The organism is Actinokineospora sp. UV203 (assembly GCF_056323665.1).
In genome coordinates this window covers 4470703-4495970 of record NZ_CM150484.1, presented here as the reverse complement: position 1 = coordinate 4495970, position 25268 = coordinate 4470703, and the positions used below count along the sequence as shown (strand labels likewise).

Below are 25268 nucleotides of genomic sequence, written 5' to 3'. Positions count from 1 at the left end.
TGCGCATGCGTGAGGCTTATCATTCCGAACTCGGCGTACTCGCCGACCAGCTCGCGGCCATGTGTTCGATGGTCGCCGAGGCCATGGAGCTCGCCACGCGCGCGCTGCTCGACGCCAACCTGACCATCGCCGAACAGGTGATCAGCGGCGACGAGAAGATCGACGACGCCCGCTCTGCCTGCGAGGAGCACGCTTACTCGCTGCTCGCGCTGCAGGCGCCCGTCGCGACCGACCTGCGCACCGTGCTCGCGGCCATCCACGCCGCCGAGAGCCTGGAGCGCATGGGCGACCTCGCGCTGCACGTGGCCAAGGCCGCGCGGCGCAGGCACCCCGCGCCGGTGCTCCCCGACGACGTGCGCGGCTACTTCGCCGAGCTGGGCCGGGTCACCGTGCAGCTCGCGCGCAAGGCCGAGGTCATCATCCGCACCCAGGACGTCGAGGCCGCCCGTGCGCTCGAGAACGACGACGACGTGGTCGACGACCTACACCGGCACCTGTTCACGGTGATCATGGACAAGGAGTGGCAGCACGGCGTGCCGTCGGCCGTCGACGTCACCCTGCTCGGCCGCTTCTACGAGCGCTACGCCGACCACGCGGTGTCCGTGGCCAAGCGGGTCGTGTTTGTGGTGACCGGCCGGATGCCCGGCTCGGTCAGCGAAGACGACGACCTGTAGCGGACGCCGTCTGGCGCCGGGGCCTCAGGGCCTCGGCGCCACCGCCTCGATCAGCTCACCGAGCTGCTGGGTCAGCCGGGCGCTGTCGGCGGGCGAGTACGTCGCGCGGATCCCGCCGTCAGGGCTGGGCCGCGACAGCGACAGGTAGCGACCGGCGTCGGTGTCGATCCAGCTGACCGTGCCCGCGTCGGCCTGCCGCCCGCGCCTGCCGCGCGCGGTGACGGTGAACATCCCGAACCCGGTGCGCGGCCGCTCAAGCATCGCCGCCGCCATCCGCAACTGCGCCTCCGACGTCGACCGGGGCGCCCGCACCTGCTGGACGAACCCGTCGTCCGACTTCGGCTGCGGCGGGGCCTCGACGACCTGCACGGACTGCCCCGGGCCTGCCGCCATGCCCGGAAGCAGGCCGACCAGCGACCGGGCGAGCCCGGCCGGGCTGATCAGCTCGAACCGGATGGTCTGCCCCTCCTGCACGGCCAGCACCGCCGTCGTCCCAACCGCCGACGCCCGGGCGCGCACCGCCCGGTCCTTCTCGACGGTCCCCATCATGCCGATGCCGACGTCGTAGTCACCCGTGACGGCCAGCGCCGCCTCCAGGTCGGGATCGAGCTGGTTGCGCCGCACCAGACCCCGGTTGGTCAGGTCGGTGAAAACCGCTTTCGCGATGCGATTGCGGTCTTCCTCGAGCTGCCCGAAGCTCGGGATCTGGAACGGGAACTGCCTGCAGCTGATCCGCAACAGCTGGGACAACATGTCCACCGCCGCGAGCGACAGTGAGAACGACCTAGGCATCCACTAGCCGCCGATCACAGGAGGTGCGGTCATCTCGTCGGTGCCGAAGACCTGGTCGGGGTCGGCCTCGACCAGGTACGAGGGCCGGTTGTGCTCGTCGTCCTCGCCACCCTGGCCACGTCCGCCGCCGCCCATGCCGCCACCCGTGGGAGCGCCACCGCGACCACCCGCGGCGCCCGCGCCACCACGTCCACCGCCCGCGGCATGCTCGGCCGCGAGGGCACCGGCCCCCGCCGAACCGCCCATGCCCGACCGGCCGCCGAAGCCACTGCCTGCGCCACTGCCACCACCGGGCCCAAAGCCACCGCGGCCACCGCCGCCGCCACTTCCACCACCGCGGCCGGTCCGGTCGGTGTCGCCGCCCATGCCGGGGCCCATCGGACCCGGGCCCATCGGCGGCATGCCGCCGGGGTACGGGCCGCCGGGCGGGTGTCCGCCGGGGTTCTGGCCGGGGCCACCGGAACCGGGGCCCGGCGGGAGGTCCACGAATCCACCGGGGGTCGTGCCACCGCCACCGCCACCGCCACCGCCACCGCCACCGCCACCGCCACCGGGAGGCAGGAAACCTCCACCGGTGCCGGGCGGGGGCTGGTACCCGCCGCCGCCGGTCGTGCCGTCGCCACCGGGCCGCGTCGAGCCGGAGCCGTCCCGGTCACCGCCGCCGCCGATGTTGACGTCCTGGCCGCTCGGCTTCTTCACGCCATCGGTGCCACCGGTCTCACCCGGGTCGCCGGTTCCCCCACCACCCATGGTCGGCGGCGGCGCGAACGCGGGCATCGTCGAAGCACTGCCCAGCGCCCCGTCGTAGGACCCGACCACCCGCGCGGCTTCCTGGTGCGCGGTCTGGCTCTCGCGGTAGTCGTTCATGTAGACGGCGGACTTGCGGACGAGGTCGAGCGGGTTGGTCGTCGTCATGAGGTCGCGGTTGGCGGCCGCCATGTCGAAGGGCTTCTCCTCCGGCATCGAGTTCTTCGCCTCAGCCAGCGCGGCGGCCTGCAGACTCGTCTGCGTCCCCGCGAGTTGGGCGCTCTGCCCGGACTTGCCGACCCAGTTGCCCACGTTGGCCATGAACTGCCGAGCCTGGTCGCCCGCCTGCCCCTGCCAGTCGGCCTGACTGTTGTTGATGGCGTTGGCGACACTGGTCTGGAACTCGACCATCTTGTTGCCCGCGTCGGTGTAGACCGTCCCCATCTCGCCGACCTGGTCTGGGTCGACGCCATCGGTGACCATGGTCCTGAGGTTGCCGTGCTCGTAGCTCATGTAGTTCGTCGCGGGCATCCCAGGCGGCGGCCGCGTGTCGACACCCTGCGCGAGCTGGGCGGCTTGGGCGCTCATGTCCTGGTTGTACTGCTCGTTGACCTCGCTGTTGCGGGTGAACTGCTTCCAGATCTCCCACCACTCGGCGTTCTCGATCTCGCGGTCGACCTGCTGCTCAGCGTGCTCCCGCACCTCGGCGTCGCTGTCGGAGGTGCCCTTGCGCTCGATGTAGTAGCGGCTGTTGGGATCGTAGGTGGGGTCATACGACGGATGGTCACGCTGCCCATTGCGCGACACGTCCACCGTCGTCTGATCCCCCTGCGGCGGGGTGTACGCGGTCCTGACTGGTCCAGGCATTGGTCAATCCCTCCGATACCTAGGGCAGTTCCGGCTCGACGAGCTTCGCCGCGTCGAGCGCGGGCGCGCACAGCTTGGTCGCGTCGCCGCCGACCACGGCTACGTCGACTCGAGACTTCTCACTGACGGCCAAGGCGATACCGCAACCATTCCCGCCGGAGCCGAACCACTGGACAGCCTCGTGCCCGCCGACGGTGAGGGGCTTCTTCTCACCGGAACTGACGACGTCCTTGATGCCGCGGCTCTCCAGCACGCTGACACCGATCGTGTAGCTCTCGCTGACCGAACCCTTCTGGACCCGCCAGTCGCAACCCCGAGTCGAGCCGACATCGGCTTTCTTCGGCACACCCGTGATACCCAGTGCTTGCGCCGCGGAAGCCGAGATCAGCTCGCAGGGATCGACGTCTTTGAGCGGTGAGGCCTCGGAGGTCTTCTTCGTCGTCGTGGTCTTGTCAGGCTGCCGCGTCCCTGTTTCGGTCGACGCCCCGGTTTGGGTCGTCGGATTGCCGGGGGTCGGTTCCGAGCACGCGGACAATCCGAACGCGCCGAAAACGACCAGGGCCACTAGCAGGTTCGCACGCCTCACGACGGATCCTGATACCTCTCGTGTGAATTGATCGGGGTCAGACCAGTTTGCTCGAGTTGAGCTCGTCTGTGTTCCGGTAGTTGTCCATGGCCTTCTTGATGCCCTCTTCGGCTTTGACCAGCGACTCCCGGAAAGCACGGAGCTGTGTGATGAAACCGGCGTTGTCGGTAGCGACCTGCTGGACGTGCGGCGCCATGATCTTCGCGCCGTGTGAATCGCCGAGCAGCGGAGCCTGGTCGAGACGGACGAGTTGCATTCCTTGTGAGTCCACCCACTCCGCCATGTCACGGATGGCGGACAAGAGTGCCTCGCCGCCCGCTTCGTTGACCGCGAACGCCCCACTGGCCGCGCCCGTCGCGAAATCCGACATGGATTTGCCGATCGTGCTGCCGATCGAAGCGCCGCCCGCGTCGTCGATGTACATGTTTGCCCCTAGTCCGATCGCCTGCCAGACCCCAAGGGCACGGTACCAATCGCCCGTGGTGTCCGTCTTGTGTGTGACGAAGTGGCCTGAGGTCCGGTTCCCCGGAAACGCGAGGTCCCCCGCACGGACCATGCGGGGGACCTCGGTGCGCGCCGGATCAGCCGAAGCGGCCCGAGATGTAGTCCTCGGTGGCCTTCTGACCTGGGTTGGAGAAGATCCGCTCGGTGTCGTCGATCTCGACCAGCCGCCCGGGCTGGCCGACGCCCGCGAGGTTGAAGAACGCGGTCTGGTCACTCACCCGGGCAGCCTGCTGCATGTTGTGGGTGACGATCACGATCGTGTAGTCCTTCTTCAGCTCCCCGATGAGGTCCTCGATCGCCAGCGTGGAGATCGGGTCCAGGGCCGAGCACGGCTCATCCATCAGCAGGACGTCCGGCTGGACCGCGATGGCGCGGGCGATGCACAGACGCTGCTGCTGACCGCCGGACAGGCCGCCGCCGGGCTTGGCCAGGCGGTCCTTGACCTCCGCCCACAGGTTGGCGCCGCGCAGGGCTCGTTCGGCTACCTCGTCGAGTTTGCGCTTGTCGCGTTCGCCCGCCAGCTTGAGGCCGGCGACGACGTTGTCGCGGATCGACATGGTGGGGAACGGGTTGGGCCGCTGGAACACCATGCCGATGGTGCGGCGGACCGACACCGGGTCGACCGTCGAGGCGTAGATGTCCTCGCCGTCGAGGAGGACCTTGCCCTCGGCGCGGGCGCCGGGGATCACCTCGTGCATGCGGTTGAGCGACCGTAGGACGGTCGACTTGCCGCAGCCCGAGGGGCCGATGAACGCGGTGACATTGCGCGGCGGCACTGCCAGCGAAACCTTGTCCACGGCGTGGAACTTGCCGTAGTACAGGTTCAGGTCTTTCACGTCGATGCGCTTGGCCATGGTTGCTCTACCGCCCGCTCACTTGGTCTTCAGAGACGTCAGCCGCGAGATCAGGGATCCCAGCAGGTTGAACACGGTGATGATCAGAATCAGGGTGACCGCCGCGCCCCAGACCCGCGCTTCGCCGACCTCGTTGGTGGTCAGCCGCTCGGAGGTCATGAGCAGCGGCAGCGAGGACATGCTGCCGCCGAACGGGTCGTAGTTGATGAAGGTCGTGTAGCCGACGAGCACCAGCACCGGCGCGGTCTCGCCCATGACGCGGGCGATGGCCAGCGAGATGCCGGTGATGATGCCGGACATCGCGGTCGGGATGACGATCTTGACGATGGTCTTCCACTTGGGGATGCCCAGCGCGTACGAGGCTTCGCGGAGTTCGTCGGGGACGATCTTCAGCAGTTCCTCGGTGGTGCGCACGACGACCGGGATCATCAGCAGCACCAAGGCAAGCGACACCGCGAAGGCACTTCGCGGCATGCCCATCGTGGTGATCCACAGGGCGTAGATGAACAGCGCGGCGACGATCGACGGGACACCCGAGAGGATGTCGACGGTGAAGGTGACCGCGCGCGCCAGGCGCGAGTTCTTGCCGTACTCCACCAGGTACACCGCCACCATGATGGCGATGGGGACCGCGATGACCGCGCAGATCAGTCCTTGCAGCAGGGTGCCGAGGATCGCGTGGTAGACCCCGCCGCCGAACTGGCGCGACGTCAGGCCCGCCAGCGACTTCTGCCACCAGTCCGCGGTGAGGACGTGCTCGAAGCCCTTCGAGATGACCGTGAAGAGCAGCCACACCAGCGGCGCGAGGGCCAGGACGAAGGTCGAGCCGACGAGGATCGTCGCGGCCTGGTTCTTCAGCTTGCGCCCGGTGCTGAGCTGCTGGAACGCCGGCGCTTTCGCGGGCCGGTCCAGGCTGGTCGCGGTAGTCATCATTCGTACTCCTTGTGACCCGCGATGATGGACCGAGCGAAGGCGTTGACGATGAAGGTCAGAACGAACAGCACCAGGCCGGCGGCGATGTAGGCGCCTGCGCCGCGCGGGTCGTTGAACTCCTGCGCCGCGCGGGCGATCTTCGAGGCGATGGTGTCGCCGCCGTCGAAGAGGCTGAAGCCGAAGTTCGTCGTCGTGGAGCTGAGGATGATCATCACGGCGATGGTCTCGCCGAGGGCGCGGCCCAGGCCCAGCATCGACGCGCTGATGTAGCCCGCCTTGCCGAACGGCAGGACCGTGGTCCGGATGACCTCCCACTTGGTGGCCCCGAGCGCGAGCGCGCCCTCGACCTGCATCGTGGGTGTGCGGTCGAAGACCTCACGGCTGATCGCGGTGATGATCGGCAGCAGCATCACCGCGAGGACGATGCTCGCGGTGAAGATCGTCTGCCCGATGCCGAGGTCGGAGCTGCCCTTGGCGAAGATCGGCAGGAAGCCCAGGTTGTCGTTGAGCCAGATGCTGAACGGCGCGATCGCGGGCGCGAGGACGTAGGCGCCCCACAGGCCGTAGATGATCGACGGCACCGCGGCCAGCAGGTCGACGATGTAGGAGAACGGCCGGGCCAGCCTGCGCGGCGCGTACTGGGTGAGGAACAGCGCGATGCCCAGCGACACCGGCATCGCGATCAGCAGGGCGAAGACCGAGCTGAAGACGGTCACCAGGAGCAGGTCGAGGACACCGAAGGCCAGGTCGCCCGGCTCGGCGTTCCACTCGCGACTGAACAGGAAGTTGGACTGGTTCTCCATCAGCGACGGGATCGCCTGGATCAGCAGGAAGACGCCGATCAGGACGATCATCGCGACCACGAAGACGCCGGAGCCGACCGTCAGCGCCTTGAAGATCCGGTCGCCGGGGCGAGTGATCACCTTGGCAGGCACGGCAGGCCCTGGAGGGGGTCCGCCCGCACCCTGGTCGTTGGAAGAAATCGTGGCCTCCGCGGCGGTGTTGGAAGCCGAACCGCCCCGCGGCCCACGAGGGGCCACGGGGCGTCCGACCGAGACGGGTTCGCTCATCGCTTACGCCCGTTCGAAGTGTGCCGGCTGCCGACTAGGAAATCGCCTTGATGGCGGTGAGCAGCTTGGTCTGGAACTCGTTGGGCAGCGGCACGTAGCCCGCGTCCGCCAGAGTCGCCTGACCGGTGGTGGCGGCGGTGGTGAGGAACGCCTTCACGGCCTTGGCGGTCTCGGCGTCGTAGCCCTTCGAGCAGACGATCTCGTAGGTCGCCAGGACCAGCGGGTAGACGCCGGCTTCCTTGCTCGCGTAGAGAGCGTCGAGGTCGATGACCAGGTCGTTGCCATCACCCTTGATCTTGGCGGCGTTGATGGCCTTCGCGGCGCCCTCAGCGCCGAGCTCGACCGCACCGGCACCGCTGTCGATCTTGGCGGCGCTCAGCTTCTTGTCCTGGACGTAGGACCACTCGATGTAGCCGATGGTGCCGGTGCCCGCGGCGATGGCGTCGGCCACGCCCGCGGAACCCTGGGCGCCCTGGCCGATGCCGCCGTTGAACTTCTTGCCCGCGTCCTTGCCCCAGGCGTCCTTGGCGGCGGCCTTGAGGTACTTCTGGAAGTTGTCGGTAGTGCCCGACTCGTCACCGCGGTAGATCACGGTGATGGCGGTGTCCGGCAGGGTCTTGCCGGAGTTGAGCGCGGCGATGGCCGGGTCGTTCCACTTGGCGATGCCGCCGTTGAAGATCTTGGCGGTGACCTCGGCGTTGACCACCAGGTCGGTGACGCCGTCGACCTTGTAGGCGATGCCGACGGGGCCGAAGACCATCGGGAGGTTCCACGCGGGGTTGCCCTGGCAGCGCTTGGCCGCGGCCTCGATCTCGCCCTTGTCCTTGTTCAGGGCCGAGTCCGAGCCGCCGATGTCGACGATGCCCGCGTTGAACTGCTTGACGCCCGCGCCGGAGCCGGACGGGGTGTAGGCGAGCTGCTGATCCGGGCAGGCGGTGACGTACGCGGCGGTGAACGCCTCGATGGCGCCCTTCTGCGCGCTGGAGCCCTCCGCGACGAGGCCCTTCTTGCCGCCGCACTCGACCGCGGCGGTCTGCGTGGGAGCGGGAGCGGCGGAGTTGTTCGAACCCGCGGGGGCGTTGGCGTCGCTGCCGCACGCAGTGAGCGCGAGGGCGCCTGCGGCGATGAGACTCAGCACGGACGCGTGCCGCTTGATGTTCACGTTGGATTCCTCCAGCAGGAGTCTTCATTGTCGCGGCACACCAGGTGGCGCCGCCTCTCGTGATGGGACGCTAGGCAGCGGTGGTTGACGGTTCACCCCAACAAAATGAACGACGGGTGAACAAGCACCTGATTGTGACCAGAGCGACCCACTAGTCGCCCATCCGTGGCCGGCCCGTGACCTGCGCGTACGCGGTGCGTAACCAGCTAACCCCGGTCGGTGTCCACAGTGGAGGAATATTGGACATGGGCCTCCGCGCGCTCGAATCCGAGTCCCCGGTAGACGGTGACCGCGGCCGTGTTGTCGGATTCGACGTAGAGGATCACTTCGGACAGTCCCTGGTCGACGAGGTGCGCGAGGCCCGCGAGCGTGAGCGCCTTGCCGAGCCCGCCGCCCTGAGCGGCCGGGTCCACACCGACGACGTAGACCTCGCCTTCGCCTCCCGGGTGGACCTTCGTCCAGTGGAAGCCGAGCACGCGGTCGTCGGCGTCGACGGCGAGGAAGAAGCCCGCCGGGTCGAACCAGGGTTCCTTCTCGGTGGCCTCGACGTCGGCGACGCTCAACGCGCCCTGCTCCGGGTGCCAGTCGAACGCGCGGCGGTTGACCTCGACGAGGGCGGCCTCGTCCTCGCCGGGCACGAACGTGCGGACGCGGACGCCGTCGCGCAGGCGCGGTTCGGGAAGGTCCGCGGCGGACAGGTCGAGGCGCATCTTCAGCATCTCGCGGACCTTGGCGAGGCCGAACTTGGCGGCGATGGCCGCGGCCGCCGGGTGGTCGCCGTGGGACCAGAAGCGGACCCCGTCGGCGGCCCGGTCGATAACCGTGCGGACGAGTTCGGTGCCGATGCCCCGGCCGCGCGCGTCCGGGTGGACGAAGGCCTCGACGATCTGGCGGCCGAAGGCGTCCCCATCGGTGTCGAGGTGCGCGTAGCCGACGGCCTCGTCGCCGACCATGGCCAACAGGTGCTCGCCGCCGCGGAAGTCACGCGGCAGCGGCCCGTCGGCCGACACCTCGGGCGCGCCGTCCTCGGCGGCGACCGCGAGCAGCAGGGAACGGATCAACGCCAAATGGCGCCCCTCAGGGGCGCCATTCAGCCAGGCATACGTCGCAGACGTCGATGGGGTGTGGTCCACCCCTCCGACATTAGGCGTCGATCGAGTAGCGAAGCTCGTCGGCCGAGATCTCCGCGTCGCGGCGCGAGCCCGACTTCGGCGGCTGGACGAACTTGTAGCCGACGTTGCGGACGGTGCCGATGAGCTGCTCGTGCTCGGGGCCGAGCTTGGCGCGCAGGCGCCGGACGTGGACGTCCACGGTGCGGGTGCCGCCGAAGAAGTCGTAGCCCCAGACCTCCTGCAGCAGCTGCGCCCGGGTGAACACCCGGCCCGCGTGCTGCGCGAGGTACTTGAGCAGCTCGAACTCCTTGTAGGTGAGGTCGAGCGGGCGACCGCGCAGGCGTGCCATGTAGGTCGCCTCGTCGATGACCAGCTCGCCCAGCCGCAGCGCGCCGTCGACGGCCGCGCCCGCCGGACCGCGCGAGGTCAGCAGCCGCAGTCGGGCGTCGACCTCGGCCGGGCCCGCGGCGGGGAGCACGATCTCGTCGATGCGCCAGTCGGAGGTGATGGCGACCAGGCCGCCTTCGTTGACCACCGCGATGACCGGGCAGCTGTCGCCGCCACTGGTCAGCAGCCTGCACAGGCTCTTGGCGGCGGCGAGGTCGGTCCGGGCGTCCACGATCACGGCGTCACGCGAGCCCGCCTCGAGCAGCGCGGTGACCTCAGGCGCCTGGGTCCGCACGGTGTGCGGGAGGAGCATCAGCGAGGGCAACACCGAACCCGGCTCCGGGTCAGCGGTAAGCAGCAGCAGATCGAGGCTCATCCGAGTCCGCCTCTCTGTTGATCCGCTCCGCTTCATTGAGGCGCGGCCCCCATCCGGGGGTTTCGATTGCGACGTGTTGACAGATTAACCACTGGGAACGGCATATGTCCTGGTCATGCCGCCCGCGTCACACGGGAGGAGGCATCTTTTCGATGATGCCCGGGCGGGTCTTACACCGTGTTACAGGGAAGTAAAACCCAAGGTGGACTGCGCTTTATGGGAGCCGTGCGGGCGGTTTCGACCGACGTGTGAATGGCGTGTTACACGGATTCATCCCACCATTCACCGACCCGCCTGTGGACAACCCGATCCACCGCCGACACGTCCTCAGTAGGCTTGGAGACCGAATGACACCGGCGTGGACGGATGGCGAGATGACAGGTGGCGGGGCAACCATGGTGACCAACGGGGGACGGCCGAGCGCCGTACCCAAGCGCCGCTCGAAGGCGGTGCGACGGCTGGTGATCACCCTGGTCGTGCTGCTCGGCCTGCTTGTCGCGGCCGATTTCGGGGCGGCGGCGGTCTTCGAGCACGAGGTCTCGAAGCGCGCGCAGAAGCAGTTCGACCTCACCGACCACCCGTCGGTCAAGGTCGGCGGGTTCTCGTTCCTGCTGCAGGCCGTCTCCGGGGAGTACGAACTGGTGACCGTCGACGCCAAGGGCGTCCCGGTCAACCAGCTGCGCGACGTCGAGGTGCACGCCGACCTGCGCGGGGTGCAGGCACCGCTGTCGGATGTGATGTCGGGTTCGCTGACCGAGGTCCCGGTTCGCGAGGTCGTCGGCCAGGTCAAGGTCAAGGCCGCCGACGTCACCCGGGCCATGGCCGCGAACGAGAACCAGGTCATCAAGTCGCTGACGAACCTGACGATCGATCCGGTCAGCGAGAAGACGGTCGCCACCAAGCCCGCCGAGGACGCCCCCGCGGAGGACGCCGCGGAGACCGCCGACGTCGAGGGCAGCACCGCGGGCGTGAAGCTCTGCGGCACCGCCGAGATCGCGGGCGAGGCCACCGAGCTGTGCGTCTTCTCGATCATCACGCTGACCGAGAACCTGATCTCGGTCGCACCCAAGCGCATCGAACTGCGCAACGGGGAAGCCGACGTCAAGCTGCCGCCCGCGATCCAGCAGAAGGTGCTGCCGTTCTTCGCGGTCAAGCTCGACCCGGGCGACCTGCCGTTCGCGGTGACGCCGACTTCGGTGAAGGTCGAGCCGGGGGTGCTGTCGGTCAAGGGCAGGGCAAACAACCTGGTGCTCGGGAAATGACCGCCGGGTCAGCGTGCCGCTGGTGCGACGCGGGCTCATTGGAGGACTGGTTCATCGAGGACACAGGACACTCCCGCGGAGGGCATCTGGAGCTGTTCGCGAAGGTCCAGGTGTAGAAGGTCCCGGTGTAGCTGACTCGCATTCGGGCTTGCGCGGCCTGCCGGGGAATGGCCCCGACCAGCACAAACGCAACGGGCCGAACCATCCGAACAGGAACCCACCCGCCAAAGCCGGCAGGCGAACCACCCGAACAGGAACCCCAAGACCAAGACCGCAGGCGCCCGCCGGGCCCCAAGCGTCACCCACATCGGTCATTCCTGTCACCACGGGAATGACCTCGGCTACCGCCCTGTTCCACTGGTTGGACGTGGATGCGCGCGGGTACGGGCAGGTTGATGCTTGGGGCGCCCGACGGGAGGAGACCGGATGATCGGCGGCCTGGTGGCCATCGGCACCCTGCTCGTCGCCGCGTTGGTCGGGGTTCTGCTGCGGTGGCGAGACGGCAAGGTGCGGACCAAGACCTCGGTGACCGTGCCCGACGATGTGCGCGCCGTGCTCGACCCCCGTGCCAATGTCACGCTCGTTCAGCTGTCCACCACCTTCTGCGCCCCCTGCCGGCACGCCCGGGTCATCCTGGCCGACCTCGCCGACAAGACCGACGGGCTCGCGCACACCGATATCGACCTCACGAACCGGCCCGAACTCGCCCAGAAGCTCGCTGTTCTGCGGACGCCGACCACGCTCGCGGTGGACTCCCAAGGGGCCGAGATTCTGCGGGTCGGCGGGGTGCCGCGGCGTGAGTCGCTGTTGGCCGCGCTGCGGCCGCATCTGTCGGCATGATCAGTCCCACTGGCTGGACAGAAGTCCCGTACCGAGGGATCGTCGGTAAACTCGCCGCCGTGACCAGCACTCTGACCAGGCGACGCACGGTGGATTTCTGCCGTGTCGACAGTTCGCTGTGTCGGGAAACGATCTGATCGGGCGGTAAGCCCAGGATCGCGCAAGCGTCCGCTCCGCCCTCACCGGACTCCATTTCCCGCGCGTCCAGGTCAGGAGGCACTGTGACCGACCGAGTCACCGAACCCGTCGCCGAACAACAGTCGGCAACACCCCAGGTGGACCCACGCGGTCCCCGTTTCAGCGCTTGGCTCACCACGGCCGTCCTGGTCGCGGTGCTCCTCACCGGGTGGTGGCCGCTGCTGGCCGCCCAGGCCGTGGTGTTCGCCCTTGGTGCGTTCGCCGGCCTGAACTCCTCGCCCTACGGCGTGCTCTACCGCGTGTTCGCCGCGCCCCGGCTGGGGCCGACCGACGAGCGGGAGGACGCCGCTCCGCTCCGGTTCGCCCAGGCGGTGGGCTTCGGCTTCGCCGTCGTCGGCACCCTCGGGTACGCGACCGGGCTGGTGGGGCTGGGAATCGTCGCCACGGCGGCCGCCCTGGCCGCCGCCTTCCTGAACGCCGCGTTCGGGTTCTGCCTCGGCTGCGAGGCATATCTACTGCTCAACCGCCTTTCCATCACGAATAAGAAAGTAGGAACCACCCGATGAGCCGCGAAGACGTGCTTGTGACGGCCGCCTGGTCCGAGGAGAACCTCGGTGCGCCCGGTGTGGTGTTCGTCGAGGTCGATGAGGACGCCAGCGCGTACGACACCGGCCACATCCCGGGCGCGGTCAAGGTCGACTGGCGCAAGGACCTGCAGGACCCGGTGCGCCGCGACTTCATCGACCGCGCGGGCTTCGAGAAGCTGCTGTCCGCCCGCGGCATCGCCAACGACGACACCGTGGTCCTCTACGGCGGCAACAACAACTGGTTCGCCGCGTACGCCTACTGGTATTTCAAGCTCTATGGCCACGAGTCGGTCAAGCTGCTCGACGGCGGCCGCAAGAAGTGGGAACTCGACGGCCGCCCGCTCGATGCCGACGCCGTGTCGCGCCCGGAGACCACCTACTCCGCCAAGGACCAGGACCTGAGCCTGCGCGCCTTCCGCGAAGAGGTCGTCGAGGCGATCAACGCGAAGAACCTGGTCGACGTCCGCTCGCCCGACGAGTTCTCCGGCAAGCTGGCCGCCCCCGCGCACCTGCCGCAGGAGCAGGCCCAGGTCAAGGGCCACATCCCGAGCGCGATCAACGTGCCGTGGAGCAAGGCGGCCAACGAGGACGGAACGTTCCGCTCCGACGAGGAGCTGCGCGACCTGTACAAGGAGGCCGGACTCGACGAGGGCAAGGCGACCATCGCCTACTGCCGCATCGGTGAGCGCTCCTCGCACACCTGGTTCGCCCTGCGCGAGCTTCTCGGCTACAGCGACGTCAAGAACTACGACGGCTCGTGGACCGAGTACGGCTCGCTGGTCGGCGTGCCGGTCGAAATCGGCGCCCAGAACTGACCCGCCGCACCACTTAGGGAGATACCTGACATGAGCTCTTGCGGAGCCCCCGACCAGTCCCTGCCCGCGAACGTGGACGCGGGCAAGGAGATCGTCCTGACCGGCAAGGTCACCAAGGGCGGCGAGCCCGTCGGCGGCGCCTTCGTGCGCCTGCTCGACTCGACCGGCGAGTTCACCGCCGAGGTCGTCGCCTCCGACGCGGGCGACTTCCGGTTCTTCGCCGCCCCCGGCGACTGGACCGTCCGCGCCCTGCACCGCACCGGCAACGGCGAGGCCACCGTCAGCGCGGCGGGCCCTGGCCTGCACGACGTGGCCATCACGGTCGCCTGATCCGTCCGCTCACCCAGACACTGAAGCCTCCGGGACCTCCTGGGGGCTTCAGTGTTTTCGGGCGAGAAATCCGTGACTTCCTTGTGACCAACCGATTCCCGGGTTCAGGCGTGTACCTGGCAACGAGGCCGGAAGGCCGCCGAACTGGGGAGAAACCATGGGAATCAAGGCTTGTTTCCGCACGTCCGTCATCGGTCTGCTGGCCGCCGGCGTGCTCGCCGGCGGCTTGGCCGCAGGCGCGGGTACCGCCGCCGCGTGCCCGGAGTCGACCGCGAGTTCGTCGACGAACTCGCACAGCTACGCGAGCAGGCAGCCGCAGGTCCGTCCCGGCGCGACGGGCAAGCACGTCTTGGCGCTGCAGCTCAACCTGCGCAACCGCGGCTACCAGCTGACCGGCACCGGGTTCTACGGCGCGAAGACGCTCGCCGCCGTACGTGCTTTCCAGCGCTCACACGGGATCAAGGACAGCGGCATCGTCGGGTCCAAGACCTGGCAGGCCCTGTTCGGTCGGATGGACACGGGACTGACGTTGGGTCCCGCGGTGACGCCGAAGTTCGGCATCCAGCCCGGCGAGCGGAACTTCGCGAAGGTCGACCACCTCGGCGCGACGCTCAAGCGGCTCTACCCGACCGAGTCGGGCTGGGCGGTCCGCGGCGGGCTCTACGGCCCGGAGATGGTCGCCTTGGTCAAGCGGTTCCAACTCGCGGCCGGGATCAAGGCCAGCGGCATCGTCGGCCCGAAGACCTGGTCGGCCATGTACGACGTCATCTCCGTCTCCGGTGGCTGGGGCCGCTGAGACACCCGCCACGCTCGGGCCGCCGCGGTCGTGTCCGCGGCGGCCCGTGCCGTTATCCTCCGGTCTGTGGAAATCTTCTTCACGACGCTGCTCGTGCTCATGGGTGTGTTGACCACGTGGTTCGCCGGCTACGTGGTGTACCGCATCTACGCTGACCAGCGCTGATATGACGACGAACGACGCGGTCTCCGGCAGCGGCGACGCGGCGATCAACGCCGCGGAGCAGCGCGCCGAGCAGACCCGGCACCGCAACCTGCCGCAGTTCGACGACCTGCCGATCCCGGCGGACACCTCGAACCTGCGCGAGGGCCCCAACCTGCACGACGCCTGCCTGGCGCTGCTGCCGCTGGTGGGGGTGTGGCGCGGTGAGGGCGAGGTCGTCTACCCCACGATCGAGGGGCCGTTCAAGTTCGGCCAGCAAGTCACCTTCGCGCACGACGGCAGGCCGTTCCTGTTCTACGAGGCGCGGTCGTGGCTGCTCGACGACGAGGGCAACGTCATCCGGCCCGCCGCCCGCGAGACCGGATTCTGGCGGCCGCAGGCCGACGACACCATCGAGGTCCTGCTGACGCACTCGTCCGGCATCCTCGAGCTGTACTACGGCACCCCGCGCACGCAGACGTCGTGGGAGATCGGCACCGATCTGGTCAGCCGGACCGCTTCGGCGAAGGACGTCACCGCGGCCAAGCGGCTCTACGGGCTGGTCAACAACGGCGACCTCGCCTACGTCGAGGAGCGGGCCATGATGGGCCAGCCGATGCAGCCGCACACTTCGGCATACCTGCAGCGAATCGTCGGCTAAGACCGTGCGGCGGCTGCGGCGGTGCGGCGCGGCCGCGGTCCTGGTGGAGCTGGACTCGCTGACCGAGGTCGCCGCCGCGCGGGCCGCGCTGGCCGAGCTGGCCGGTGTCGTCGATCTTGTTCCCGCCGCGCGGACCGTGCTCGTGTCGTTCGCACCGGGGGCGGGCGGGCTCAACCAGGTCCGCGAACTCCTGGACCGAACCGACCTGTCGCAGGCGCCCGCCTCCGCTTCCCGGGCTGTCGTCTTGCCGTCCGTGTACGACGGACCGGATCTGGAGCTGGTCGCCGAGACCGCCGGGTTGAGCGTCGAGGACACCGTCGCCCTGCACTCCGGCGCCGAGTACACCGTCGCGTTCTGCGGTTTCTCCCCCGGCTTCGCCTACCTGACCGGCCTGCCCGAACCGCTGCGCCAGCCCCGGCTCGACACGCCCCGCACCCGGGTCCCGGTGGGCTCGATCGGCGTGGCGGGCGAGTTCACCGGCGTCTACCCGCGCTCCTCGCCCGGCGGCTGGCGGCTGCTCGGCAGGCTCGCCGACGACGCCGACGCGCTGTTCGACCCCGCCCGCACCCCCGCGCCGCTTCTGGCCCCGGGCGACCGCGTCCGCTTCGAGGCGCGATGACCCGAGCCGTCACCGTCCTCGCCACCGGGCCGCAGGCCCTGATCCAAGACATCGGCCGACCCGGCAACGCGCACCTCGGCGTCCCGCCGTCCGGCGCGCTGGACGAGCCGTCGCTGCGCCTGGCCAACCGGCTCGCGGGCAACTCCGAGGACGCGGCGGGTATCGAATCCGTGCTGGGCGGGCTGCGCCTGCGCGCCGAAGGGTCGTGCACGGTGGCGGTGACCGGGCCGAGCGTGCCGGTCACGGTCGACGGCCGCGACGCCGGTTCGCACACCCCGGTCCACCTGCGGGCGGGCCAGGTCATCGAGTTGGGCTCGCCGCGGTCGGGACTGCGCTGCTACGTCGCCGTGTCCGGGGGTATCGAGGTGCCGCCGCAGTTGGGGTCGCGGTCGACCGACGTGCTCTCGGGCATCGGCCCGGACCCGCTGCGGGCAGGTGACGTGCTGCCGCTGGGAACCCCGTCGGGGCCGCCGGTCGGCGAGGACGCCGTGCCGCCGCCGAGCCCCGCCGACCACCTGACGATCCCGGTCCTGCTCGGTCCGCGCGACGACTGGTTCGCCGACCCGTCAGCCCAGTTCGCGAAGCTGACCTGGGCGGTCTCGCCGGAGAGCAACCGCGTCGGCCTGCGGCTGCTGGGCGAGCCGTTGACGCGCGCTCCCGAGTTCGCCGGACGTGAGCTGACCAGCGAAGGCGTGGTGACCGGCGCCGTCCAGGTGCCGGCGAGCGGGCGTCCGGTGATCTTCCTCAACGACCACCCGACGACCGGCGGCTACCCGGTGATCGGCGTGGTCGACCCGCGCCATCTGCCCGCGCTGGCGCAGGCGCGGCCGGGCACCAAGATCCGCCTGCGGACGCGGGCCACCGCGTAGCGAATGTCGAACTCAGTCGCCGGAAGGGGCGACTCAGTCGCCGGGAGGGGCGACTCGGTTGCCGGGAGGGGCGACTCGCGGGTTAGGGGTATTCGGACTCGTAGAGGGCGCTGAGCTCGGTGTGCAGCTTGACCGAGTCGGGCAGTTCGACGCCGTCGAGGGTGTGCACGCGGGTGACCTTGCGGACGCTGGAGACCAGGAACAGGCCCTCGGCGCCGGCGAGTTCGTCGCGGTGGATCGGCTCGGTCTTCGTCGTCCAGCCGGACCGCTCGGCCGCGCGGAACAGGGCGGCCTGGGTCGTGCCGGGCAGAATGCCGATGGTCGGCGGGGTGGTGCGCATGGTGTCGCCCTCGACCAACACGACCGACGCCGTGGGGCCTTCGAGGACCGAGCCGTCGGACGCGATGAAGATCGCCTCGTCGGCGCCGTGCGCCTCGGCGTGGCGCAGCGCGGCCATGTTGAGCGCGTACGACAGCGTCTTCGCGCCGAGCAGCAGCCAGGGCGCGCGCTCCACGATCGACGGGTCGAACCCCCGGTCGAGGGTCAGCGCCGCGACGCCTGCCTCGCGGTGGGTGAACGTCCTGGGGCCGATGGGCATGCCGAGCGCGAACGCAGTCATGCTGCCGTCGCCGAACTCCGGACCACGCGTGTAGACGAGCTTGAGCGCCAACTCGCCGCCCGCGGTCCAGCGGTCGATCACCTGGCGGGAAACGCGCTCCCAGGCCGCCAGGTCCGGCGCGGGCAGGTTGAGCATCGCCGCCGACCGGGCCAGCCGATCGAGGTGCGGACCGAGCTCGCGGGGCTGTCCGTCGACCACGAGGACGGTCTCGAAGACACCGTCGCCACGCAGCAAACCGAGGTCGTCGACCCGGATGTGCGGATGATCGGCATCGGCCACAGTTCCGTCAAGCATCACCAACACGCGCATGGCCGCACTTTACGCCCGCCGAAGGCCTAACATCGGCGGGGTGGAGACCCTGGGCAACCGCGAAGAACTGCGCACGACGCTGCACGAGCGCGGCATGCGCATGACCCCGCAGCGCCAGCTGGTCCTCGACGCCCTGATCGAACTCGAGCACGCCACGCCGGAGCAGGTCTGCCAGCATGTGCAGCGGACCACGCCGTCGGTCAACATCACCACGATCTACCGCACACTCGAGCTGCTGGAGAGTCTCAGCCTGGTCCGCCACACCCATCTGGGCCACGGCGCGCCGACCTACTCGGTGCACGAACACCAGCACGTCCACCTCGTCTGCCACCGCTGTGGCCACATCGATGAGATCCCGCGGTCGATGATGGAAGGGCTCGCCGGAACAGTCCGAGCCGCCCACGGGTTCGTACTAGACGCAAGCCATCTCGCCCTGTCCGGTACCTGCCGCACCTGCACTCAGGAGTCTTCGTGACACCTCGCTCGCCGATCCTCGACCTGCCAGGGGCCATCTCCCCGCCGGACGGGGCGGTGGACTCGGGTGTCGCGTGGCACTGGGGTGATCCGTTCGCCGAGCAGCGGGCCGCCGCCCGCAAGGTCGCCGTCGTCGACCGATCGCACCGCGAGGTCATCGCGGTCCCGGGCGAGGAGCGGCTGGCCTGGCTGCACCTGGTCATCTCCCAGCACGTCACCGGCCTGGCTGGCGGCGCGGGCACCGAGGCGCTGGTGCTCGACAGCCAGGGCCGGGTCGACGCGCACATGCTGCTTGCCCACGCGGGCGACACGGTGTGGATCGATACCGAGCGCGAGGCGCGGGCCTCCGGCGCGCGCGGCGGTCAGGTCTCGCTGTTGGAGTACTTCCAGCAGATGGTCTTCTGGTCGAAGGTCGAGCCGCGCGACGCGAGCGGCGAGCGCGCCGTCCTGTCGCTGGTCGGCCCGGAGACCCCGGAGCTGCTGGAGCGCGTCGGACTGCCCGTCCCGGTAGGCGAGTACGCCGTCGCGGAAGGTGCCGATGTCGTCGTCCGGCGGATGCCGTGGCCCGGCCATGACGCCGCCGACCTGCTGGTTCCTCGGGCCGAGCTGGTCGCGTGGTGGACCAGGCTGACCGACGCGGGCGCGCGCCCGATGGGCACGTTCGGCTTCGAGGCGCTGCGCGTGGAGTCGCGCAAGCCCCGGCTCGGCGTCGACACCGACGAGAAGACAATCCCGCACGAGGTCAACTGGGTGCCGTCGGCCGCGCACGTGGCCAAGGGCTGCTACCGCGGCCAGGAGACGGTGTCGAAGGTCCACAACGTCGGCAGGCCGCCGCGCCGGATGCTGCTGCTCCACCTCGACGGCAGCGCCGACAGCCTGCCCGACACCGGGGACACGGTCCGCAGCGGCGAGAAGGTCGTCGGCCGGGTCGGCTCGGTCGCCCAGCACCACGAACTGGGCCCGATCGCGCTCGCCCTGCTGAAGCGGTCCGTCGGGGCAGGCGCCGAGCTGGTCGCGGGCGAGTCCACCCAGGCATCGGTCGACCCGGACTCCATCCCGCCGGACACCCCCGCGCTGGGTCGAGTGGCGGCTCAGGGCCTCCGGCATTGAGTCAACCGCGGCTCGGTATGCCAGGATCGGCGCCATGTCGACATCTCCGGGCACGTTGATCACGGTCGCCCCGACCGGTGCCGAGCACGCCAAATCCGACGTGCCGAACCTGCCGGTCACCCTGGACGAGCTCGTCGCCACCGCACGCGACTGTGAGCGCGTCGGCGCCGCGATGATCCACATCCACATCCGCGACGACGACGCGAAGCCGTCGTTGGACCTGCAGCGGCTCAAGGACACGGTCGCCGCCGTGCGGGAGAACACCAACCTCATCGTGCAGCTCTCCACCGGCGGCGCGGTCACCGATCCCGAGGAGCACCGGCTGCGCGTGCTCGACGCGATGCCCGACTCGGCGTCGTGCTCGATGGGCACCCTCAACTTCGGCGACGACGTGTTCCTCAACCGCTGGGACTTCATCGTCGAGCTGCACAAGCGGATGCGGGACCGGGGCATCGTCCCCGAGTACGAGATCTTCGACCTCGGCCACCTCACCGCCCTGCGCAGGCTGCTCGACCAGCACGGCCTGCCCGCGGGCGGCCACGTGCACCTGGACCTGGTGATGGGTGTGCCCGGCGGCATGCCCGGCGACACCGAGACGTTCGCCGCGGCGCTGCGGCTGATCCCCGAGGGCGCCACCTTCTCCGCGACCGGCGTGGGCCGCTCGACCCTGCCGGTGCTGTTCGCGGCGCTGTCGGCGGGCGGGCACGTCCGCGTCGGCATGGAGGACACCATCTCTTACGCGCGGGGCGAACGGGTCAAGGACAACGCCCAGTTGGTCGCCCGCGCGTCGGGTCTCGCGCGGATCGCCCAACGCCCGCCGATCAAGCCCGATCAGGCGCGGGTGCTGCTCGGGGTGACAAGCTAGGCAGTGACAGCTAGGTGCAGATATGGCGGCGAGGCACTATTTATCGGAGGATGTGCGCGTGATCGAAGTCCGCCCCGGTGGGCGCAGGCGCATCGACCGAGTGCTGTCGCCTGACTATGTCGAGAACCTCGACCAGCTCGACCTCGTCGAGGTCCGAGCGCGGCGCGACGACGCCGCGCAGGAGGAGACCGACCTCTCCTACATGCGCAGACTGCTCCACGGGCGGATCGACATCGTCAAGGCCGAGCAGAAGCGCCGGGCCACGGGCGGGTCCAAGTCGGTCGTCGACCAGCTCGCCGCCATCCTCGCCGACAACGCGGTGGGCCCGGCGATGGGTTCGGGCCGCTACCAGACCCTTGAGCCGTCGCGGGCCGAAGCGCACCGCAGGCACGTCGAGGCCCTGGTCTCCGACGCGGACCTGACCGATGTGGTCAGCCTGCCGGACGAGCGCCTCGACCTCGCGCTGCGGACCTACCAGGCCGAAGAGGCCTCGGTCTCGCAGCGGCGGCGGCAGGTGCAGGTGGTGATGGATCTGCTGAACGAGCAGATCGGCAGCCGCTACCGCGCGGGCAGCGCCTCGGTCGATGATCTCCTGGCCGCCGAACGTGCGAAACGAGAGCCCAGCTGAATCCCGTATTAGTCGAAGTCCTCCGCTCCGGGTTCGTGGAATCCGTGCACCGCGGCTCTTTGGTGGTGCTCGATCCGGACGGGGAGATCCTCCTTGCCCTGGGTGAGGTCCGCGAGCCGGTCTTCACCCGCTCCTGCAACAAGCCGCTTCAGGGCCTCGGCCTCCTGCGCGCCGGGCTGGACCTGCCCGACGACGCCGACCTGGCCGTCGGCTGCGCGTCACACAGCGGTGAGCCCGAGCACGTCGAGCAGGTCATCGGGATCCTGGACAAGAACACCCTGTCGGAAGCGGACCTCGGCTGTCCGCCGGATTGGCCGCTCAACCAGGCCGCCCGCAACCGGGTCATCGCGGGCGGTGGCGGCAAGCGCTCCGCGGCGATGAACTGCTCTGGCAAACACGCGGCCATGCTCGCGACCAGCGTCCAACTCGGCTGGGACGTCCGCTCGTATCTCGACCCGGACCACCCGGCGCAGATCGCCATCGCCGAGACCGTCGCCGAGATGACCGGCGAGGACATCACCACCATCGGCGTCGACGGTTGCGGCGCCCCGCTGTTCGCCTTGACCTTGGAAGGCCTGGCCACCGGCTACCGCAGGCTGGTGCTGGCCGACCCCGGCACCCGCAGGCGACGGGTTGCCGACGCGATGCGGGCGCACCCACACCTGGTCGGCGGCACCGACCGCGATGACACCGAGCTGATGCAGGCCATCCCCGGCGTCCTGGTCAAGGGCGGCGCGGAGGGCGTGCACGCGATGGTCCTGGCGGACGGCACGTCGGCAGCGATGAAGATCGACGACGGAGCCCCACGCCCACGCACGCCACTGCTGGTGGGCGTCCTGCGGGCCTTGGGCTATGACGCCCCGGCACTGGCCGACATGGCCGAACGAGAAATCCTGGGCGGTGGCGTTCCGGTCGGCTCCGCACGACTGCGCCCCGGCCTACTCGACGACCTGGGCTGACGGCACCCCACCCACCCGACGCAACGGGCCGAACAGGCACCCACCACCTGCGCCGGCTAGTTGAACCGCTCCCGAATAGCCATCCCCGCCCAAAAGTCCCGAAGCTTCGTGAACCGCTCCGCAACCTCACCAGCGTCCGAAGCCTCAATCGCGTCCAAGATCCCGTTCACGTCATCAGCAGACGTGTCCTCAAGCAGCTCCTCATCAGAAAACAGCTGCACCAACCCGCCGTAATCCAGCTCAACGGCGGACGCGTCATCGAAGTTCTCCAGCCAAGCCGCGGTGTCGATCAACACCCGGGTAGGCCCGGCATCCCCGAACGTCTGTTCAGCGAGAGTCGCGGCCCGCTCGATCCGCCGCCGAGCGTCCCCCATCGCGACCCGCCAGAACACCTGCCGCCGCGGATCGTCCCGAGGCGCCACGACCACGTGCCGGTGGGCCGGGTCGACCAACGAGAACCACGGCAGCGGCACCGTCCACGTCGTCGACACGATGTGCACCGACCCGTTTGGCTGGTCGCCCAGGATGTTGGCCGCCCGCGCCCGCAGGCGCTCCGGCGAGTCCGACAGCATCGCCGCCCGCAGCATCGGCGTGGACGTCTCCAGGAAGCCCATCAGGGCCGCGGCGGACCGTGCGCGGACGTCCATCGGGCACACGAGCGGGCCCGGTCCCACGGTGGCTTCCTCGCAGTGGACCTCGGCCGGGTCGATCACCAGGACATCGCGGACCGAGCTCGGCGAGGGTCGGCCGTCGGCCAGCTCGCCGGGAAGGGTGGCGTTGGTGAGTTGTGATCGGAACCACACCTCGCGTTCGCGGATGCCCGCCCGGGCGTGCTCGACCGCGCCGTCCTCGATCACGGCGCGGAGCAAATCCCCCAGTGATCCACCGAAAGAAGACAACGGCTCGTACACCCGGAGGTAGGCGACGAACGGACGAGGCACGCGCTCATGGTTTCACGGACCGTGGCGATCGACGCCCTCGGGCGAGTGTTCGGCCGGGTGTCGGATTCTGCACACCATGCCGCGTCGCATCGAACCCCTTCGGCACGGTACGGTAGTTACCAGGAATCAACTGTCGACATCTACGGGGCCGCCGTTCCCCCGGCCGCCCCGTCACTGTGCGAGGGGGTCGAGCCATGGGGCGCGGCCGAGCTAAGGCCAAGCAGACGAAGGTGGCCCGGGAGCTCAAGTACAGCTCACACGCCACGGACTTCGACGCCCTACAGCGTGAGCTGTCGGGCGGCAAAGACGACGGTCACGACAGCAGTGACCAATTCGACGACTCGTCCGACGACGAGTACGACGAATACCGGCGATGACTCAGGGTCCGTCACCCCGCATTTGGTGACGGACCCACCACGCCGCATCCCCCTCCGTAAAAGCCATGAAGATCGCCCCCTGACCGGGGCGGTCTTCATGGCTCGACATCGGAGCACACAGCTCGGTTTGGCGCACCCTCAGTACGAGACACTCCGGTACTGGGCGGGCACGGCCGCACTGTCACCGACTTCGGTGGCCGCTCGGAGCGCCCAGTATGGATCCCGAAGCAATTCCCGTCCGACGAGCACCAGGTCGGCCGACCCGTCCGCCAGCACCCCCTCCGCCTGGCGGGCGTCGGTGATCTCCCCGACCGATCCGGTCAGCACGTCGGCTTTGCGCTTGATCGCGTCGGCGAACGCCACCTGGTAGCCGGGTCCGGTCGTGATCTTGGCGTGCGGGACGTTGCCGCCGCTGGACACGTCGATCAGGTCCGCTCCCGCCTCCGCCAGCACCCGCGAGATCTCCACGCTGTCGTCGACGGTCAGCCCGCCCTCGGTCCAGTCCGACGCGGAGATCCGGACGAACACCGGGATGTGCTCGCCGACCGCATCGCGCACCGCGCGCACCACCTCGACGGCGAACCGGGTCCGACCCTCGAAGGAGCCGCCGTAGCCGTCAGCGCGGGTGTTGGACAGCGGCGAGAGGAACTCGTGCAGCAGGTAGCCGTGGGCGGCGTGGATCTCGACGACCTTGAACCCGGCCTCGACGGCGTACCGCGCGGACTGGGCGAACTTGGCCACGATGTCGGCGATCCCGGCCTCGTCGAGCGCGACGGGGACGCGGTACTCGGGGATGAAGGCGTCGGTCGTCGGAGCGACCGGGGTCCAGCCGCCGTCGGCGTCGGCCACTCCGCCGTCACCGGCGAACGGGCTGTAGGTGGAGGCCTTGCGGCCCGCGTGCGCCAGCTGGATGCCCGGCACGGAGCCCTGCGCCGCGATGAACGCGGTGATCGGCCGCCACGCCTCGACGTGGTCGGTCGACCAGAGCCCGGCGTCCTCCGGCGAGATCCGGCCCGCGGGCTCGACCGCGGTGGCCTCGGCGAACACCAGGCCCGCCCCGCCGACCGCCCGGGACCCCAGATGCACCAGGTGCCAGTCGTTCGGGAGGCCGTCGCTCGCGGAGTACTGGCACATCGGGCTGACCACGACCCGGTTGGGCAGGGTGACCGAGCGCAGGGTCAGCGGACTGAACAGCAGGCTCACGGGGTCCTCCGAGCTAGTTCGTATGACTACGAACTGTTCAGCACCGATCACCCGACACGTGTTCCCGTTGTGCCTCAGGTCACTCGGCGGACGGTGCGCGCCGCCCGCGCTTGGTCTCGCCGCGCTGCTTCTTCGCGGTGATCCGCCGCTCCTTGGCCCGCCGCGACGGCTTGGTCGGCCTGCGCGCGGGTGGTGGCGGCTCGGCGGCCTGCCGCAGCAGCGTGGCGAGCCGCTCGCGGGCGGCGGCACGGTTGGCGAGCTGCGCCCGGTACTCGCTGGCGGCGATCGTCACCACGCCGTCGACCAGCCGGTTTCCCAGCCGGGCGAGCAGTCGGGGCCGTAGGTCGTCGGGGACCGAGGGCGAGTGCTCGACGTCGAAGGACAGCTCGACCCGGCTGTCGGCGGTGTTCACGCCCTGGCCGCCGGGACCGGACGACCGAGAGAACCGCTCACGCAGCTCGGTCGCCGGGATCACCAGCGTTCCAGACACCACCAACTCTTCCTGCATGCATAAAGCATGCCGCACCGGCGGCGACACACGAACCGCTTTAGCTGGCGCCGACAAACCCGCCTCGCATCCGACCGCCACCTAAGGGGACCGCGACGAATCCCGACCACGGTCACCGCCAAACCGCACCATCACCCGCCAGGTGACCAAAAC

The 25268-nt window shown here is 69.6% G+C and carries 30 protein-coding genes; 16 read left to right on the top strand and 14 right to left on the bottom strand.

Annotation, left to right across the window (positions count from 1 at the left end):
* The first annotated feature begins 5 nt into the window (after positions 1-5).
* Complete coding sequence (phoU, locus tag ACUZ2Y_RS21505; RefSeq protein ID WP_476321602.1) at positions 6-674, top strand: phosphate signaling complex protein PhoU; 669 nt, start codon at positions 6-8, stop codon at positions 672-674.
* A 24-nt stretch (positions 675-698) separates the two neighbouring features.
* Here the strand turns inward: phoU and ACUZ2Y_RS21500 are convergent, their stop codons facing one another.
* From ACUZ2Y_RS21500 to ACUZ2Y_RS21455, 10 genes are all read right to left on the bottom strand, one after another.
* Entirely contained in the window at positions 699-1466 is a 768-nt protein-coding gene (locus ACUZ2Y_RS21500; protein ID WP_476321600.1) for an ESX secretion-associated protein EspG, read from the bottom strand.
* 3 nt (positions 1467-1469) lie between these two features.
* Entirely contained in the window at positions 1470-3080 is a 1611-nt protein-coding gene (locus tag ACUZ2Y_RS21495; protein ID WP_476321598.1) for a hypothetical protein, read from the bottom strand.
* Between the two features lie 19 nt (positions 3081-3099).
* Positions 3100-3666 carry a DUF3558 domain-containing protein gene (locus ACUZ2Y_RS21490; protein ID WP_476321596.1) on the bottom strand — a complete coding sequence of 189 codons (567 nt, stop codon included), beginning with the start codon at positions 3664-3666 and terminating at the stop codon, positions 3100-3102.
* Between the two features lie 37 nt (positions 3667-3703).
* Entirely contained in the window at positions 3704-4090 is a 387-nt protein-coding gene (locus ACUZ2Y_RS21485; RefSeq protein WP_476321594.1) for a hypothetical protein, read from the bottom strand.
* Between the two features lie 157 nt (positions 4091-4247).
* On the bottom strand, positions 4248-5024 hold the full coding sequence (gene pstB / locus ACUZ2Y_RS21480; protein ID WP_476321592.1) for a phosphate ABC transporter ATP-binding protein PstB: 777 nt from the start codon (positions 5022-5024) through the stop codon (positions 4248-4250).
* 18 nt (positions 5025-5042) lie between these two features.
* Positions 5043-5957: a phosphate ABC transporter permease PstA gene (gene pstA / locus ACUZ2Y_RS21475; RefSeq protein ID WP_476321591.1), complete on the bottom strand. Its 915-nt coding sequence runs from the start codon at positions 5955-5957 to the stop codon at positions 5043-5045.
* Complete coding sequence (pstC, locus tag ACUZ2Y_RS21470; protein ID WP_476331989.1) at positions 5954-6880, bottom strand: phosphate ABC transporter permease subunit PstC; 927 nt, start codon at positions 6878-6880, stop codon at positions 5954-5956. The genes pstA and pstC overlap by 4 nt, the downstream gene beginning before the upstream one ends.
* Before the next feature lie 181 nt (positions 6881-7061).
* On the bottom strand, positions 7062-8189 hold the full coding sequence (gene pstS, locus ACUZ2Y_RS21465; RefSeq protein WP_476321589.1) for a phosphate ABC transporter substrate-binding protein PstS: 1128 nt from the start codon (positions 8187-8189) through the stop codon (positions 7062-7064).
* A 206-nt stretch (positions 8190-8395) separates the two neighbouring features.
* On the bottom strand, positions 8396-9256 hold the full coding sequence (gene mshD, locus ACUZ2Y_RS21460) for a mycothiol synthase (RefSeq protein ID WP_476321587.1): 861 nt from the start codon (positions 9254-9256) through the stop codon (positions 8396-8398).
* 76 nt (positions 9257-9332) lie between these two features.
* Complete coding sequence (locus ACUZ2Y_RS21455) at positions 9333-10064, bottom strand: winged helix-turn-helix transcriptional regulator (protein WP_091376181.1); 732 nt, start codon at positions 10062-10064, stop codon at positions 9333-9335.
* 395 nt (positions 10065-10459) lie between these two features.
* Between ACUZ2Y_RS21455 and ACUZ2Y_RS21450 the strand changes: the two genes are divergently transcribed.
* The 9 genes from ACUZ2Y_RS21450 (at position 10460) to ACUZ2Y_RS21410 (ending at position 17122) form a co-directional block, all read left to right on the top strand.
* The gene (locus ACUZ2Y_RS21450) at positions 10460-11326 is read left to right on the top strand and encodes an LmeA family phospholipid-binding protein (RefSeq protein ID WP_476321584.1); all 867 of its coding nucleotides are present in this window, start codon (positions 10460-10462) and stop codon (positions 11324-11326) included.
* Between the two features lie 426 nt (positions 11327-11752).
* Positions 11753-12166, top strand: a complete 414-nt coding sequence (locus tag ACUZ2Y_RS21445; RefSeq protein WP_476321582.1) for a TlpA family protein disulfide reductase — start codon at positions 11753-11755, stop codon at positions 12164-12166.
* 221 nt (positions 12167-12387) lie between these two features.
* Positions 12388-12870, top strand: coding sequence for a DUF4395 domain-containing protein (locus ACUZ2Y_RS21440; RefSeq protein ID WP_476321580.1), 483 nt, complete (start codon positions 12388-12390; stop codon positions 12868-12870).
* Complete coding sequence (locus tag ACUZ2Y_RS21435) at positions 12867-13706, top strand: sulfurtransferase (RefSeq protein WP_476321578.1); 840 nt, start codon at positions 12867-12869, stop codon at positions 13704-13706. Before ACUZ2Y_RS21440 ends, ACUZ2Y_RS21435 begins: the two co-directional genes overlap by 4 nt.
* A gap of 30 nt (positions 13707-13736) precedes the next feature.
* Positions 13737-14036 carry a DUF1416 domain-containing protein gene (locus ACUZ2Y_RS21430; RefSeq protein ID WP_187218750.1) on the top strand — a complete coding sequence of 100 codons (300 nt, stop codon included), beginning with the start codon at positions 13737-13739 and terminating at the stop codon, positions 14034-14036.
* Between the two features lie 157 nt (positions 14037-14193).
* Entirely contained in the window at positions 14194-14832 is a 639-nt protein-coding gene (locus ACUZ2Y_RS21425) for a peptidoglycan-binding domain-containing protein (protein WP_476321576.1), read from the top strand.
* Positions 14833-14998: 166 nt separating this feature from the next.
* Positions 14999-15634: a heme-binding beta-barrel domain-containing protein gene (locus ACUZ2Y_RS21420; RefSeq protein ID WP_476321574.1), complete on the top strand. Its 636-nt coding sequence runs from the start codon at positions 14999-15001 to the stop codon at positions 15632-15634.
* A 4-nt stretch (positions 15635-15638) separates the two neighbouring features.
* A complete protein-coding gene (locus ACUZ2Y_RS21415; RefSeq protein WP_476321572.1) occupies positions 15639-16253 on the top strand; it encodes a 5-oxoprolinase subunit B family protein in 615 nt (204 codons plus the stop codon).
* On the top strand, positions 16250-17122 hold the full coding sequence (locus ACUZ2Y_RS21410; protein WP_476321570.1) for a 5-oxoprolinase subunit C family protein: 873 nt from the start codon (positions 16250-16252) through the stop codon (positions 17120-17122). Before ACUZ2Y_RS21415 ends, ACUZ2Y_RS21410 begins: the two co-directional genes overlap by 4 nt.
* Before the next feature lie 82 nt (positions 17123-17204).
* Here ACUZ2Y_RS21410 and ACUZ2Y_RS21405 read toward each other — a convergent pair whose 3' ends face one another.
* A complete protein-coding gene (locus tag ACUZ2Y_RS21405) occupies positions 17205-18050 on the bottom strand; it encodes an aminodeoxychorismate lyase (RefSeq protein WP_476321568.1) in 846 nt (281 codons plus the stop codon).
* 94 nt (positions 18051-18144) lie between these two features.
* Between ACUZ2Y_RS21405 and ACUZ2Y_RS21400 the strand changes: the two genes are divergently transcribed.
* From ACUZ2Y_RS21400 to ACUZ2Y_RS21380, 5 genes are read left to right on the top strand one after another with little or no spacing between them, the layout of a single operon-like run.
* Positions 18145-18525, top strand: a complete 381-nt coding sequence (locus ACUZ2Y_RS21400; protein WP_228769973.1) for a Fur family transcriptional regulator — start codon at positions 18145-18147, stop codon at positions 18523-18525.
* A complete protein-coding gene (gene ygfZ / locus ACUZ2Y_RS21395; RefSeq protein ID WP_476321566.1) occupies positions 18522-19634 on the top strand; it encodes a CAF17-like 4Fe-4S cluster assembly/insertion protein YgfZ in 1113 nt (370 codons plus the stop codon). The genes ACUZ2Y_RS21400 and ygfZ overlap by 4 nt, the downstream gene beginning before the upstream one ends.
* 34 nt (positions 19635-19668) lie before the next feature.
* Positions 19669-20499 (top strand): beta-keto acid cleavage family enzyme, encoded by an 831-nt coding sequence (locus ACUZ2Y_RS21390; protein ID WP_476321564.1) that lies wholly within the window; start codon positions 19669-19671, stop codon positions 20497-20499.
* Between the two features lie 58 nt (positions 20500-20557).
* The gene (locus ACUZ2Y_RS21385) at positions 20558-21127 is read left to right on the top strand and encodes an RsiG family protein (RefSeq protein ID WP_476321562.1); all 570 of its coding nucleotides are present in this window, start codon (positions 20558-20560) and stop codon (positions 21125-21127) included.
* Positions 21124-22086, top strand: a complete 963-nt coding sequence (locus tag ACUZ2Y_RS21380; RefSeq protein ID WP_476331987.1) for an asparaginase — start codon at positions 21124-21126, stop codon at positions 22084-22086. The genes ACUZ2Y_RS21385 and ACUZ2Y_RS21380 overlap by 4 nt, the downstream gene beginning before the upstream one ends.
* A 56-nt stretch (positions 22087-22142) precedes the next feature.
* Here the strand turns inward: ACUZ2Y_RS21380 and ACUZ2Y_RS21375 are convergent, their stop codons facing one another.
* A complete protein-coding gene (locus ACUZ2Y_RS21375) occupies positions 22143-23027 on the bottom strand; it encodes a DUF8083 family protein (protein ID WP_476321560.1) in 885 nt (294 codons plus the stop codon).
* A 194-nt stretch (positions 23028-23221) separates the two neighbouring features.
* Between ACUZ2Y_RS21375 and ACUZ2Y_RS21370 the strand changes: the two genes are divergently transcribed.
* The gene (locus tag ACUZ2Y_RS21370) at positions 23222-23404 is read left to right on the top strand and encodes a DUF3073 domain-containing protein (protein WP_091376232.1); all 183 of its coding nucleotides are present in this window, start codon (positions 23222-23224) and stop codon (positions 23402-23404) included.
* Between the two features lie 138 nt (positions 23405-23542).
* Here ACUZ2Y_RS21370 and ACUZ2Y_RS21365 read toward each other — a convergent pair whose 3' ends face one another.
* Together ACUZ2Y_RS21365 and arfB are read right to left on the bottom strand one after the other, a co-directional pair.
* The gene (locus ACUZ2Y_RS21365; RefSeq protein ID WP_476321557.1) at positions 23543-24607 is read right to left on the bottom strand and encodes an NADH:flavin oxidoreductase/NADH oxidase; all 1065 of its coding nucleotides are present in this window, start codon (positions 24605-24607) and stop codon (positions 23543-23545) included.
* Between the two features lie 79 nt (positions 24608-24686).
* Positions 24687-25115, bottom strand: a complete 429-nt coding sequence (gene arfB, locus ACUZ2Y_RS21360; RefSeq protein ID WP_476321555.1) for an alternative ribosome rescue aminoacyl-tRNA hydrolase ArfB — start codon at positions 25113-25115, stop codon at positions 24687-24689.
* Positions 25116-25268: the final 153 nt, after the last annotated feature.